Raw genomic sequence first — 14961 nt, forward strand, 5'->3', positions numbered from 1 at the left:
CATGTCGAGCATCCTGAAGCGCGCCGTCGTCCCGGCGGTCCTGGTGATCCTGCTGGTGGCTGCCGCGCTCACCATGTTCCGCGGAGAGGACCACAAGACCCTGACGGCGCACTTCCCGCGCGCGATCTCGATCTACGAGGGCAGCGACGTCCGCGTCCTCGGCGTGCCCGTCGGCAAGGTCGACACGGTCACGCCGTCCGGCACCGACGTCGTCGTCACCATGACGTACGACGCGGACCTCAAGCTGCCGGCCGACGCGAAGGCCGTGATCATCGCGCCGTCGATCGTGGGCGACCGGTTCGTGCAGCTGACCCCGGTCTACACCGGTGGCGACGTGCTCGCCGACGGTGCGACGCTGGCGGGGGACCGGACCGCGGTGCCACTCGAGCTGGACCAGATCTACAGCAGCCTCGACGACCTGACCGTGGCGCTCGGCCCGACCGGAGCGAACCGCAACGGGGCGTTCTCCGACCTCCTCGAGACCACCGCCGAGAACTTCGGCGGCCAGGGCGCGAAGTTCCACCAGACGATCCAGGACTTCGGCAAGCTCAGCCAGACGCTCGACGACAACAAGGAGGAGCTGTTCGGCTCCGCCCAGGAGCTCGAGGGCTTCATCGGCACCCTCGCGCGCAACGACAAGACGGTGCGCAAGTTCAACGACTCGCTCTCGCAGGTGTCGACGATGCTCTCCGGCGAGCGCCAGGAGCTCTCGGCGTCGCTGCAGCACCTCGCCACGGCGCTCGGCCAGGTCTCGGACTTCGTGAAGGAGAACCGCGAGGTGCTCGGCAGCAACATCTCCGGCCTCAACCGGGTCTCCAAGGTGCTGGTCAAGCGGCGCTCGGAGCTCGACGGCATCCTCGACTCCGGCCCGCTGGCGCTGAACAACCTGGCGCTGACCTACAACCCGCAGGCCGGCACCCTCGACACGAACGCGAACCTCGGCGAGGTGTTCAACCAGGTGGAGTCCGACCCCTCGACGTTCCTCTGCGGCTTCCTGAGCCAGGCCGACACGTCCGGAGCGCTGTGCGACCTGGTCCAGCAGGCCCTGCCGCGGCCCGGGACCGGCGCCCCAGGAGCGCCGAGGTCGTCGGTCGACCTGTTCGACCCGACCCTGGCGGGCCTCGTGGGGGTGGCCCGATGATGAGGCCGCGGATGCTGCGCGCCGTCGTCGCCGCTGCGGCCGGAGCGGTGCTGCTGACCGGGTGCCAGTTCGACGTCTACGCATTGCCGCTGCCCGGTGGCACCGACGTCGGCGACAACCCGATCACCGTCACCGCCGACTTCCGCGATGTGCTCGACCTGGTCCCGAAGTCCACGGTCAAGGTCGACGACGTGAACGTGGGCGAGGTGACCGACGTCGACCTCGTCGAGGGCCATGCCCAGGTGACGATGAAGCTCCGCAACGACGTCGACCTGCCCGACAACGCGATCGCCGAGATCCGGCAGACCAGCCTGCTCGGCGAGAAGTTCGTCTCGCTCAGCCCGCCGACCGACACCCCGGCCACAGGTGAGCTGGGCGACGGCGACACCATCGGTCTGGAGGACACCGGCCGCAACCCGGAGGTCGAGGAGGTCCTCGGTGCGCTCAGCCTGGTCCTCAACGGCGGTGGTGTCGCCCAGCTGAAGACCATCGCCACCGAGCTCAACAAGGCGCTCGGCGGACGCGAGGACGCCGCCCGGTCGGTCCTGACCCAGATCAGCGACTTCATGGCCCAGCTCGACGAGAACAAGCAGGACATCGTCAATGCCATCGACTCGCTGAACAACCTGGCGGTCTCGGCCCGCGGGCAGCAGGACTCGATCGACGCCGCGCTCGACGAGCTGCCGAGTGCGTTGACCTCCCTGGACCAGCAGCGCGCCGACCTCGTCAAGATGCTGGGCGCCCTGAACCGGCTCGGTGGCGTGGGCGTCCGGGTCATCAACGCCTCGAAGGACGCCACGATCGAGTCGTTGCGCCAGCTGAACCCGGTGCTCACCGAGCTGGCGAACTCCGGCGACGCGTTCGTGAAGTCGTTCAACGTCTTCTTGACCTACCCGTTCGTCGACGACGTCGTCGGCCGCGACCCGCAGGTCGCGCGCAACCTGCACATGGGCGACTACACCAACCTGTCGGTCGAGCTCGACATGGACCTCTCCGGCGGAGCCAGCGGCACCGCCCTGCCGACCCTGCTGCCCAGCGACCTCGATCCGACGGTCGTCCTCGGCCGGGTCGCCCGGTGCATCCAGAGCGGGGACATCAACAGCTTGCCGTGCCAGAGGCTGCTGAGCACCGTCGAGGGTCTGGCGAAGCTGCGCGACGCGTGCCTGAAGAAGAAGAACGAGAAGACCGTCGTCTGCCGGATCGTCAACCAGATCCCGGGGCTGCCCGAGGGCGGCCTCCCGACCGCCTTGCCGACCAGCCTCCCGAGCCTCCCCGACCTGACCGGGATCCTCGGCCTGGGCCGGACCGGCGTCGGCCCGACGACCTCGGCGCCCGGCCCGACCCTGGGCCAGCTCAGCCGCCTGTTCGACCCGGCCCTCGTCCGCCTCCTCGTCCCGGGGATGGTGACCCGATGATCACTCGCCGCACCCGTCTGCAGCTGCTCGCCTTCGTCGCGATCACGCTCCTCGGTGTCAGCTTCGTCGGCGCCCGCTACGCGCGGCTCGACCGGATCTTCTTCGACGACCACTACACCGTCGTCGCGCACTTCCAGGACTCCGGTGGCATCTTCACCGGCGGCGAGGTGTCCTACCGCGGCGTCCAGATCGGTCGGGTGGGTCAGCTCGAGCTGACCGACTCCGGCGTCGACGTCTACCTCGACATCGACAACGGCTGGGACGAGATCCCCGCGGACTCGCTCGCCGTCGTGGGCAACCGCTCCGCCGTGGGCGAGCAGTACGTCGAGCTCCAGCCGCAGGAGGACTCCGGGCCCTACCTCGGCGAGGACTCCCAGATCGCGATGGCCGACACCCGGATCCCGATCGCGACCCAGAAGCTGCTCACCGACATCTCCGACACGGTCGAGTCGGTCGACAAGCAGGCGCTGGCCACGACCGTCCACGAGCTGGGCCAGGCCTTCGGCGGTACCGGCACGGACCTCCAGCGCATCATCGACACGGGCAACGCCTTCATCAACGAAGCCAACGACAACTTCGACGTGACGACGGCGCTGATCCGTGACAGCAACACCGTGCTCACCAGCCAGCTCGACAAGGCGAGCGCGCTGCGCACCTTCGCCCGCGAGCTGAGCCTGTTCAGCGGCTCGCTGGCCGGCTCCGACGCGGACCTGCGCAAGGTCATCGACAACGGCTCGGCCGCGGCGACGCAGCTGCGCACGTTCCTCGAGGACAACGAGGTCGACCTGGGGGAGCTGTTCAACAACCTGGTCACCACCGGCGACGTCGTCGTCAAGCACCTGCCCGGCATCGAGCAGATCCTGGCGATCTACCCCTACGTCGTCGAGGGCGGCTTCACGGTCGTGTCGAAGTCGCCGGACACCGGCCTGTACGACGCCCACTTCGGCATGATCATCACCGACAACCCCGTGTGCCACCACGGCTACGAGGGCACCGACACCCGACCTCCGCAGGACGGCAGCAACCGGCCGATGAACACCAAGGCGGGCTGCCGGGAGCCGGCGACGATGAGCAACCCGCGCGGTCCGCAGAACCTCCCCCGGGCGGGCGCGGCCTACCGCGCGCCGGTCGCGTCGTACGACCCCGACACCGGCAAGGTGCACTGGGGCGCGAAGATCGACCCCGTGCTGGCCCCGACCGGTACGTTGGCCCCCCAAGCGTTCGGAGAGGAGTCGTGGAAGTGGCTGTTCCTCCAGCCCCTGGTGCCGTGACCACCGGGACTGATGAGACGCCGCGTTCCGCCACCTTCCGGCTCGTGCTGCTCGTCGTCCTCGTGATCGTGCTGCTCGCCTCGGCCGGCGCACTCGCCTGGCTGCTCACCGAGCGCCGTGGCGAGGCCGACGGGGTCCAGTCCGAGCGCGACGCGGTGATGTCGCAGACCCGTCAGTTCGTGCTCCGGCTCAACACCTACGGACCCGACCAGCTCGACGACCAGGGTCACCTCACTCAGTACCGCGACCAGGTCCTCGAGGTGATCACCCCGAAGTTCGCCGCCGACTTCGAGAAGTCGGGGCTGCCGATCGCCGAGCAGACCGTCGCCCAGGCCGGCTACGGCCGCTCCGTGCAGGTCTTCGGGGTGGGGGTGGAATCGGTCGACGCCGACTCCGCGACCACGATCGTCGCCGCCGGGCTGACCGGCTCCTACCCCGACCCGAAGCACCCGGGGGACGAGGCCAAGCGGGTCGACGCCGACCAGGACGTGCTGCGCTGGGAGGTCGACCTGGTCAAGACCGACGGCAAGTGGCTGGTCGACGACTACGCACCGGTGACCGGGGAGGGTGCGAAGTGAGCACGCCCACCCCGAGCTGGTACGACCTCCTCGGGGTCGCGCCGGACGCGCCCGCCGACGAGGTGCGGGCAGCGTGGCGTGCCCAGATCGCGGACCTGGATCCCACCGACCGGCGCTTCGCCGTGCTGAACCAGGCCGCCGAGGTGCTCCTCGACCCCGACCGACGGGCGGCGTACGACGCCGAGCTGGCCGACCACGCCGACCTCGACAGCGCGCCGGTGGCCGAGCCGGTGGCCGAGCCCGACGATGGGCGCCGTACCGATCCGGAGCCCGCAGACGTCGAGGCGACGCCGAGCACGCCGGTGGACCGGGTCGGAGCGCCCCGGCTGGCGCTCGTGCCCGGGTGGCTGCTCGCCGGGATCGCCGCGGTCACGCTCGCCCTGGTGGTGGCCGTCGCCGTGCTGTGGGTGCGCGAGCCGTCGGCGGCCGACGTCGAGGGCGAGGCCCGGGCGGCCCAGGCCGCCGCCGAGCGCGCCGTGGTGCCGATCCTGTCCTACGACGCCACCCGCCTCGACGAGTCGAAGGCGGCCGCTCAGCAGTACCTCACCGGCAGCCTGCGCACGGACTACGACAACATCTTCGCGGGCCTGATCGAGAAGAACGCACCCGCGACCAAGACCGTCGTGCAGGCGAGCCTGGTGCGCTCGAGCATCGTCCGCGCCGACGGTGATCGCGCGCAGGTCTTCCTCCTGGTCAACCAGACCCGGACCAACAAGAAGTACACCGAGCCGCAGGTCTACAAGAACTGGGTCACGCTGACCATGGACAAGGTCGACGGCGAGTGGCTGGTCGCCGACATGACGACCTGACCGACCCACCTCGCCCAGCACCCGCCCAGCACTCGCCCGGCACCGGTGCCGATCGGCGGACCCGCCGTCGGCGTGCTTGACCTGGGCGGCCCGGGCGTTCATGATCGACGGCAGCGAATCCCGCGCGCGTTGTCGCGCGCCCGTACGTGCGGTATCGTGGGTTCTTGCGTCTGCCCTCAAATGCGCTTCAGCCTGCCCGGTGGCTGATTCAGTGGTGGGATGATGCAGATCGAAGAGCGAATCGTCGAAGGACACCTCTTGGCCGCGCGCACCACCCCCGGTAACACCCGCCGCATCTCTTTCGCAAAGATCACCGAACCTCTCGAGGTCCCGCAGCTCCTCTCCCTCCAGACCGACAGCTTCGACTGGCTGGTCGGCAACGACAAGTGGAACGCCGCCGTCGAGCGCCGCCGTTCCGAGGGTGAGGACGTCTCCAGCAAGTCCGGTCTCCAGGAGATCTTCGAGGAGATCTCCCCGATCGAGGACTTCTCCGAGACGATGTCGCTGTCGTTCGAGAACCCGGTCTTCTACGACCCCAAGTACACCGTCGACGAGTGCAAGGAGAAGGACTTCACCTACTCCGCGCCGCTCTACGTCTCGGCGGAGTTCACCAACAACGACACCGGTGAGATCAAGGGCCAGACGGTCTTCATGGGCGACTTCCCCCTGATGACCGACAAGGGCACCTTCATCATCAACGGCACCGAGCGGGTCGTCGTCTCGCAGCTCGTCCGCTCGCCGGGCGTCTACTTCGAGCGCACCGCCGACAAGACGTCCGACAAGGACATCTACACCGCCAAGCTGATCCCGTCGCGGGGCGCCTGGCTCGAGTTCGAGATCGACAAGCGCGACATGGTCGGCGTCCGCCTCGACCGCAAGCGCAAGCAGAACGTCACGGTGCTGCTCAAGGCCCTCGGCTGGACGAACGAGCAGATCCGCGAGGAGTTCGGCGAGTACGAGTCGATGATGCTGACCCTGGAGAAGGACCACACCCAGGGCCAGGACGACGCGCTGCTCGACATCTACCGCAAGCTGCGCCCGGGCGAGCCGCCGACGCGGGAGGCCGCGCAGACGCTGCTGAACAACTACTACTTCAACCCGAAGCGCTACGACCTCGCCAAGGTCGGCCGCTACAAGATCAACAAGAAGCTCGGCCTCCTCGAGGCGTTCGACCAGCAGACGCTGACGATCGACGACGTGGTCGCCGCGATCAAGTACATCGTCGCGCTGCACGACGGCCGCGAGCAGATCGAGGCGCCGCAGGGCACCCTCGACATCTCGGCCGACGACATCGACCACTTCGGCAACCGCCGGATGCGCACGGTCGGCGAGCTGATCCAGAACCAGCTCCGCACCGGCCTGGCCCGCATGGAGCGCGTGGTCCGCGAGCGGATGACGACCCAGGACGTCGAGGCGATCACGCCGCAGTCCCTGATCAACATCCGTCCGGTGGTGGCGGCGCTGAAGGAGTTCTTCGGCACCTCCCAGCTCTCGCAGTTCATGGACCAGACCAACCCGATCGCCGGCCTGACGCACAAGCGCCGGCTCTCGGCGCTCGGTCCCGGTGGTCTGTCCCGCGACCGCGCCGGCATGGAGGTCCGTGACGTCCACCCGTCGCACTACGGCCGGATGTGCCCGATCGAGACGCCGGAAGGCCCGAACATCGGCCTGATCGGCTCGCTCGCCTCGTACGGCCGGATCAACCCGTTCGGGTTCGTCGAGACGCCGTACCGCAAGGTCACGAAGGGCAAGGTCACCGACCAGATCGACTACCTCACCGCCGACGACGAGGACCGCTACGTCATCGCGCAGGCGAACGCCGCGCTCGACGACAAGAGCCGCTTCGTCGAGGAGCGTGTGCTGGTCCGCCAGCGCGACGGCGAGGTCTCCGAGGTGCTCGCCGACGAGGTCGACTACATGGACGTCTCGCCGCGCCAGATGGTGTCGGTCGCGACCGCGCTGATCCCGTTCCTCGAGCACGACGACGCCAACCGCGCGCTCATGGGCGCCAACATGCAGCGCCAGGCGGTGCCGCTCATCAAGAGCGACTCGCCGCTGGTCGGCACCGGCATCGAGTACCGCGCCGCGGTCGACGCCGGCGACGTGGTCGTGGCGACCGCGGCGGGCGTGGTCAAGGAGGTGTCCGCGGACGTCATCGAGACGATGAACGACGACGGCACCTACTCGACGTACCGCCTGGCCAAGTTCAAGCGCTCCAACCAGGGCACCTGCATCAACCAGCGTCCGCTGGTCAGTGAGGGCGACCGGCTCGAGATCGGCACCCCGATCGCGGACGGTCCCTGCACCGACGAGGCCGAGATGGCGCTCGGCACCAACCTCCTCGTGGCGTTCATGCCGTGGCAGGGCCACAACTACGAGGACGCCATCATCTTGAGCCAGCGCCTGGTCCAGGAGGACATCCTCACCTCGATCCACATCGAGGAGCACGAGGTCGACGCGCGGGACACCAAGCTCGGCCCCGAGGAGATCACCCGGGACATCCCGAACGTCTCCGAGGAGATGCTCGCCGACCTCGACGAGCGCGGCATCATCCGGATCGGCGCGGAGGTCACCACCGGTGACGTCCTCGTCGGCAAGGTGACCCCCAAGGGCGAGACCGAGCTGACCCCCGAGGAGCGCCTGCTGCGTGCGATCTTCGGTGAGAAGGCGCGCGAGGTGCGCGACACCTCGATGAAGGTCCCGCACGGCGAGTCCGGGACCGTCATCGGCGTCCGGGTCTTCGACCGTGAGGACGGCGACGAGCTGCCCCCGGGCGTCAACCAGCTGGTCCGGGTCTACGTCGCCCAGAAGCGCAAGATCTCGGTCGGTGACAAGCTCGCGGGCCGGCACGGCAACAAGGGCGTCATCGCGAAGATCCTGCCGATCGAGGACATGCCGTTCATGGAGGACGGCACGCCGGTCGACGTCGTGCTCAACCCGCTGGGTGTGCCGCGACGGATGAACATCGGGCAGATCCTCGAGCTGCACCTGGGCTGGCTGGCCAAGCAGGGTTGGGACCTCAACCTGAACGACGACAAGTCCGGTGCCGACTGGAAGCAGCGCCTGATCAAGATCCACGCCGACAAGGCGGAGCCCGGCACGAAGGTCGCCACCCCGGTCTTCGACGGTGCCCGCGAGGACGAGATCACCGGGCTGCTCGGCTCGACGATCCCCAACCGCGACGGCGTGCGGATGATCGACAACACCGGCAAGGCGAGCCTGTTCGACGGCCGCTCGGGCGAGCCGTTCCCGGAGCCCGTCGCGGTCGGCTACATGTACATCCTCAAGCTGCACCACCTCGTGGACGACAAGATCCACGCGCGCAGCACCGGCCCCTACTCGATGATCACGCAGCAGCCGCTGGGCGGTAAGGCCCAGTTCGGTGGCCAGCGGTTCGGCGAGATGGAGGTCTGGGCCATGGAGGCGTACGGCGCCGCCTACGCCCTGCAGGAGCTGCTCACGATCAAGTCGGACGACGTGCCCGGTCGCGTCAAGGTCTACGAGGCCATCGTGAAGGGCGAGAACATCCCCGACTCCGGCATCCCGGAGTCGTTCAAGGTGCTCGTCAAGGAGATGCAGTCGCTCTGCCTCAACGTGGAGGTGCTGTCCCAGGACGGCACGGCTATCGAGATGCGCGACGCGGAGGAGGACGTCTTCCGCGCCGCCGAGGAGCTCGGCATCGACCTGTCCCGTCGCGAGCCCAGCTCGGTCGAAGAGGTGTGACCGAGGAACGCGCGGAGCGCCTGTTCGCCGGAACAGACAGCGCAGTACGGCGCTCCGCCGTTCCTCGTTCTTCCTCCCTACTTCACTTTTCTTAGAACTACCGAAGGGTTGCAGCCACCGTGCTCGACGTGAACTTCTTCGACCAGCTTCAGATCGGCCTGGCCACCGCGGACGACATCCGCACTTGGAGCCACGGTGAGGTCAAGAAGCCGGAGACCATCAACTACCGCACGCTCAAGCCCGAGCGTGACGGCCTCTTCTGCGAGAAGATCTTCGGTCCCACCCGGGACTGGGAGTGCTACTGCGGCAAGTACAAGCGGGTCCGGTTCAAGGGCATCATCTGTGAGCGCTGCGGCGTCGAGGTGACCCGGTCCAAGGTCCGCCGCGAGCGGATGGGCCACATCGAGCTCGCCGCCCCGGTCACCCACATCTGGTACTTCAAGGGTGTCCCGAGCCGCCTGGGCTACCTGCTCGACCTCGCCCCGAAGGACCTGGAGAAGGTCATCTACTTCGCGGCGTACATGATCACGGCCGTCGACGAGGACGCCCGCCACCGCGACCTGTCCTCGCTCGAGGGCAAGGTCGGACTCGAGCGCGAGCGCCTCGAGAAGCGCCGCGACCAGTCCATCGACGACCGTGCGAAGAAGCTGGAGGAGGACCTGGCTGCCCTCGAGGCCGAGGGTGCCAAGGCCGACCAGCGGCGCAAGGTCAAGGACGGCGCCGAGCGCGAGATGAAGCAGCTGCGCGACCGTGCCCAGCGGGAGATCGACCGCCTCGACGAGGTGTGGAACACCTTCAAGTCGCTGAAGGTCCAAGACCTCATGGGCGACGAGATGCTCTACCGCGAGATGAAGAACTGGTTCGGCAAGTACTTCGAGGGCCACATGGGCGCCACGGCGATCCAGAAGCGCCTGGAGAGCTTCGACATCGAGGCCGAGGTCGAGCTGCTGCGCGACACCATCGCCAACGGCAAGGGCCAGCGCAAGGTGCGGGCCCTCAAGCGGCTCAAGGTCGTCGACGCGTTCCGCAAGACCGGCAACAAGCCGCAGGGCATGGTGCTCGACGCGGTCCCGGTCATCCCGCCGGACCTGCGGCCGATGGTCCAGCTCGACGGCGGCCGCTTCGCGACCTCGGACCTGAACGACCTGTACCGCCGTGTCATCAACCGGAACAACCGGCTCAAGCGACTGCTCGACCTGGGTGCTCCCGAGATCATCGTCAACAACGAGAAGCGGATGCTCCAGGAGGCCGTCGACTCGCTGTTCGACAACGGTCGCCGCGGTCGTCCCGTCACCGGCCCGGGCAACCGGCCGCTGAAGTCGTTGTCCGACATGCTCAAGGGCAAGCAGGGCCGGTTCCGCCAGAACCTGCTCGGCAAGCGCGTCGACTACTCCGGCCGTTCCGTGATCGTGTCCGGCCCGCAGCTGAAGCTGCACCAGTGCGGCCTGCCCAAGCAGATGGCGCTCGAGCTGTTCAAGCCGTTCGTGATGAAGCGCCTGGTCGACCTGTCGCACGCGCAGAACATCAAGTCCGCGAAGCGGATGGTGGAGCGCGCCCGCCCGGTCGTGTGGGACGTCCTCGAAGAGGTCATCACCGAGCACCCGGTGCTGCTCAACCGGGCACCCACCCTGCACCGTCTCGGCATCCAGGCCTTCGAGCCGCAGCTGATCGAGGGCAAGGCCATCCAGATCCACCCGCTGGTCTGCTCGGCGTTCAACGCGGACTTCGACGGTGACCAGATGGCGGTGCACCTGCCGCTGTCCGCGGAGGCCCAGGCCGAGGCCCGGATCCTGATGCTGTCGACGAACAACATCCTCAAGCCGTCGGACGGCCGCCCCGTGACCATGCCCACCCAGGACATGATCATCGGCCTGTTCTTCCTCACCACCGACCGTGACGGTCAGCCGGGTGACGGCCGGGCGTTCGCGTCGCCGGCCGAGGCGATCATGGCGTTCGACCGGGGTGAGATCTCGCTGCAGAGCAAGGTCAGGATCCGGTTCACCGACATCGTGCCGCCGCTCGAGCTGGGCGCCGACTGGGAGCAGGGTCAGGCCGTCTCGCTGGAGACCACTCTCGGCCGCGCGCTGTTCAACGAGACCCTGCCCGCCGACTACCCGTACGTGAACTACGAGGTCGGCAAGAAGGCGCTCGGCGCGATCGTCAACGACCTGGCCGAGCGCTACACCAAGGTCGAGGTCGCGGCCTCCCTCGACGCGCTGAAGGACACCGGCTTCCACTGGGCGACCCGCTCCGGCGTCACGGTCTCGATCGACGACGTGACGACCCCGGGTGACAAGGCCGACATCCTGTCGGGGTACGAGGCCCAGGCCGCCAAGGTCCAGAAGCAGTTCGAGCGCGGCCTGGTCACCGACGAGGAGCGCCGCCAGGAGCTCATCGAGATCTGGACCCAGGCCTCCAACGAGGTCGGCAAGGCGATGGAGGCGAACTTCGACCGCGCCAACCCGATCTACATGATGGTCGACTCGGGTGCCTCCGGGAACATGAACCAGATCCGGCAGGTCGCCGCGATGCGTGGTCTCGTGGCGAACCCGAAGGGCGAGATCATCCCGCGGCCGATCAAGTCGAACTTCCGCGAGGGCCTGACCGTCCTGGAGTACTTCATCGCGACCCACGGTGCCCGCAAGGGTCTGGCCGACACCGCGCTGCGGACGGCCGACTCGGGCTACCTGACCCGTCGTCTGGTGGACGTCTCCCAGGACGTGATCATCCGCGAGGACGACTGCGGCACCGAGCGCGGCCTGCCCAAGCGGATCGGCGAGCGCCGTGAGGACGGGACCGTGGTCAAGGCGGAGAACGCCGAGACCGCGGCGTACGCCCGCACGTCGGCCGTCGACGTCGCGCACCCGGAGACCGGCGAGGTGCTCGTCCGGGCCGGCGAGGACCTCGGCGACGTGAAGATCGGCGAGCTGATCTCCGCGGGCGTCGAGGAGGTCAAGGTCCGCTCCGTGCTGACCTGTGACGCCAAGACCGGCACCTGCGCGAAGTGCTACGGCCGGTCGCTGGCGACCGGCAAGCTCGTCGACATCGGTGAGGCCGTCGGCATCATCGCGGCCCAGTCGATCGGCGAGCCCGGCACCCAGCTGACGATGCGTACCTTCCACACCGGTGGTGTGGCCTCGGCCGACGACATCACGCAGGGTCTGCCCCGTGTGGTCGAGCTCTTCGAGGCCCGCTCGCCCAAGGGACGCTCGCCGATCTCCGAGGCCGCCGGCCGGGTGACGATCGAGGAGAGCGACAAGGCGCGCAAGGTGCTGATCACCCCCGACGACGGCTCCGAGGTCCAGGAGTACCCGGTCTCGAAGCGGTCCCGCCTCCTGGTGGGGGACGGTGACCACATCGAGGTCGGCCAGATGCTCACCGTCGGCACGCCCGACCCGCAGGACGTCCTGCGGATCCTGGGGGTGCGGCGGGCGCAGGAGCACCTGGTGGACGAGGTCCAGGCCGTGTACCGCTCGCAGGGTGTGTCGATCCACGACAAGCACATCGAGATCATCGTGCGGCAGATGCTGCGCCGGATCACGGTGATCGAGTCCGGCGACACCAACCTGCTCCCGTCCGACCTGGTCGACCGGGTGCGGTTCGAGGAGGAGAACCGGCGCGTGGTCTCCGAGGGCGGCAAGCCGGCCTCGGGCCGTCCGGTCCTGATGGGCATCACCAAGGCCTCGCTGGCGACGGAGTCGTGGCTCTCGGCGGCCTCCTTCCAGGAGACCACCCGGGTGCTCACCGACGCCGCCATCCACGGGCGCAGCGACTCGCTGCGCGGCCTGAAGGAGAACGTGATCATCGGCAAGCTGATCCCGGCGGGCACCGGCCTCGAGCGGTACCGCAACATCCGGGTGGAGCCCACCGAGGAGGCCCGCGCCGCGGCGTACTCCGTCACCGGCTACGACTCCTACGACTACGAGTTCGGCAACGGGACCGGCCAGGCCGTCGCCCTGGACGACTTCGACTTTGGGTCCTATCAGAATTAGCGTCCTTGCCCGGAGCTTCGCTCCGGGCAAGACCCAGACGCAAAGGTTGAGGAGCGTCGACGTGGACCGCGCGCCAGCGCGGGATGCGTGACGCGTCTCGAAACCGAGTGGTCGAGCGGAACCCCCGTCCTGGTGGGCGGGGGTTCCGTCGTCTCCGACGGCAACTTCCGGGAGCGCGCAGGCGTCCCAGTCCCGAGACGGACCGGAACAGGAGACCACCATGAGGATCATCAGGATGCTGGGCGCCGCGGGACTGGTCGTGGCCGGGCTGGTCGTGCCGTCGGGCGTGGCCCAGGCGACCACGGTGCCGGCGTGCACGAACGCCGAGCTGCACGCGTCGTACCACCGCACCGACGCGGGGATGAGCCACCGCTACGGCCGGCTGGTGCTGAGGAACGTGTCCGACCACGCGTGCCGGACCGGTGGGTACGGCGGCCTGTCGTACGTCGGTGGCGGCGACGGCACCCAGATCGGCGCGCCCGCGGACCGCGAGCCCAGCAAGGTCCGCACCCTCGTCGTGAAGCCCGGGCGGAAGGTCGTGAGCGTGGTGTCGGAGACCGACGCGACCGTCTACCCCCTGCGCGAGTGCCGCCCGGCGAAGGTCGACGGCTTCCGCGTCTACGTCCCCAACGAGACTCGATCTCAGTTCGTGGTGCACCGCACGATCGGGTGCCGAAACGACCGGGTTCACCTGATCACCCACAAGGCCTACCGCCGGCCCTGACTCCGGGCGGGCCGCCGCTTGGGAGGATCGGGTCCGGGCCTGAGACAATCGCTGGGTGACCATCCCGACCTCCACCGACGTCCTCGTCGTGGGCGCCGGCCCCGCGGGGTCGGCCGCGGCGGCGTGGGCGGCCCGCGCCGGGCTGGACGTCGTGCTCGCCGACGCGGCGGTCTTCCCCCGCGACAAGACGTGCGGTGACGGGCTCACGCCGCGGGCGATCGGCGAGCTGCAGCGACTCGGCCTCGAGGACTGGCTCCGCGCCCACACGGTCAACCAGGGCCTGCGCGCCCACGGCTTCGGCCAGACCCTCCTGTTGCCCTGGCCGGGTGGCTCCCTGCCCGACTGGGGCTCGGCCGTGGCCCGCACCGAGCTCGACGACCACCTGCGGACCGCCGCCATCAAGGCCGGTGCCGTCGCGGTCGACGGGGTCCGCGCGGTGGACGTCCGCCGCGACGGTGGACAGGTCACCGGTGTCGTCTTCCGGACCGCGACCGGCAACGTCGAGATCGGGTGCCGGCGGCTGGTGGTCGCCGACGGGGTCCGTTCCCCACTCGGCAAGGTGCTCGGCCGCGAGTGGCACCGCGAGACCGTGTACGGCGTCGCCGGACGCTCCTACGTCGCCTCGGAGCTGTCCGACGACCCGTGGATCAGCTCCCACCTGGAGCTGCGTGGGCAGGACGGCACGGTGCTGTCCGGCTACGGCTGGATCTTCCCGCTCGGCACCGGCGAGGTGAACCTCGGGGTCGGCACGCTCGCCACCGCGAAGCGGCCGGCGGACGTGGCGATCAAGCCGCTGATGGCGCACTACGCCGAAGAGCGACGCACCGACTTCAAGCTGTCCGGCGAGCTGCGGATGCCGACCTCCGCGCTGCTGCCGATGGGCGGGGCGGTGTCGAACGTCGCCGGTCCGAACTGGGCGCTGATCGGCGACGCAGCGGCCTGCGTGAACCCGCTCAACGGTGAGGGCATCGACTACGGCCTCGAGACCGGTCGCCTGGTCGCCGAGCTGCTCGCCGAGCGTCCCGTCGACGCACCGGGCCTTGACGTCGTGTGGCCGGCGCTGCTGCGCGAGCACTACGGCGAGTCGTTCTCGATCGCGCGCCGGCTGGCCGGGCTGGTGACGCTCCCGCGGCTGCTACCGACCCTGGGCCCGGCGGGCATGCGCTCGGACTGGCTGATGACGCTGGCCCTGCGCTGGATGGGCAACCTGGTGACCGACGAGGACCGCGACCGGGCCGCGCGCGTGTGGCGGTGGGCGGGGCGCCGCTCGATCGCGCTGGACCATCGCCCGCCGTTCGGCTGAGACGC

The 14961-nt window shown here is 69.0% G+C and carries 9 protein-coding genes; all 9 read left to right on the forward strand.

Annotation, left to right across the window (positions count from 1 at the left end):
* Position 1: 1 nt before the first annotated feature.
* Complete coding sequence (locus NOCA_RS04990; protein ID WP_011754180.1) at positions 2–1141, forward strand: MCE family protein; 1140 nt, start codon at positions 2–4, stop codon at positions 1139–1141.
* Positions 1138–2556, forward strand: coding sequence for an MCE family protein (locus NOCA_RS04995; protein WP_011754181.1), 1419 nt, complete (start codon positions 1138–1140; stop codon positions 2554–2556). The genes NOCA_RS04990 and NOCA_RS04995 overlap by 4 nt, the downstream gene beginning before the upstream one ends.
* Positions 2553–3827 (forward strand): MCE family protein, encoded by a 1275-nt coding sequence (locus NOCA_RS05000; RefSeq protein WP_011754182.1) that lies wholly within the window; start codon positions 2553–2555, stop codon positions 3825–3827. Before NOCA_RS04995 ends, NOCA_RS05000 begins: the two co-directional genes overlap by 4 nt.
* Complete coding sequence (locus NOCA_RS05005) at positions 3824–4405, forward strand: hypothetical protein (RefSeq protein WP_011754183.1); 582 nt, start codon at positions 3824–3826, stop codon at positions 4403–4405. The genes NOCA_RS05000 and NOCA_RS05005 overlap by 4 nt, the downstream gene beginning before the upstream one ends.
* Complete coding sequence (locus NOCA_RS05010) at positions 4402–5214, forward strand: J domain-containing protein (RefSeq protein WP_011754184.1); 813 nt, start codon at positions 4402–4404, stop codon at positions 5212–5214. Before NOCA_RS05005 ends, NOCA_RS05010 begins: the two co-directional genes overlap by 4 nt.
* Positions 5215–5436: 222 nt before the next feature.
* Positions 5437–8937 carry a DNA-directed RNA polymerase subunit beta gene (gene rpoB / locus NOCA_RS05015; RefSeq protein WP_011754185.1) on the forward strand — a complete coding sequence of 1167 codons (3501 nt, stop codon included), beginning with the start codon at positions 5437–5439 and terminating at the stop codon, positions 8935–8937.
* A 119-nt stretch (positions 8938–9056) separates the two neighbouring features.
* A complete protein-coding gene (locus NOCA_RS05020; RefSeq protein WP_011754186.1) occupies positions 9057–12929 on the forward strand; it encodes a DNA-directed RNA polymerase subunit beta' in 3873 nt (1290 codons plus the stop codon).
* 220 nt (positions 12930–13149) lie between these two features.
* Positions 13150–13653: a DUF4232 domain-containing protein gene (locus NOCA_RS25475; RefSeq protein WP_011754187.1), complete on the forward strand. Its 504-nt coding sequence runs from the start codon at positions 13150–13152 to the stop codon at positions 13651–13653.
* 55 nt (positions 13654–13708) lie between these two features.
* Positions 13709–14956 (forward strand): geranylgeranyl reductase family protein, encoded by a 1248-nt coding sequence (locus NOCA_RS05030; protein WP_011754188.1) that lies wholly within the window; start codon positions 13709–13711, stop codon positions 14954–14956.
* The last annotated feature ends 5 nt before the right edge of the window (positions 14957–14961 follow it).

Source organism: Nocardioides sp. JS614, from assembly GCF_000015265.1.
Classification (GTDB): domain Bacteria; phylum Actinomycetota; class Actinomycetes; order Propionibacteriales; family Nocardioidaceae; genus Nocardioides.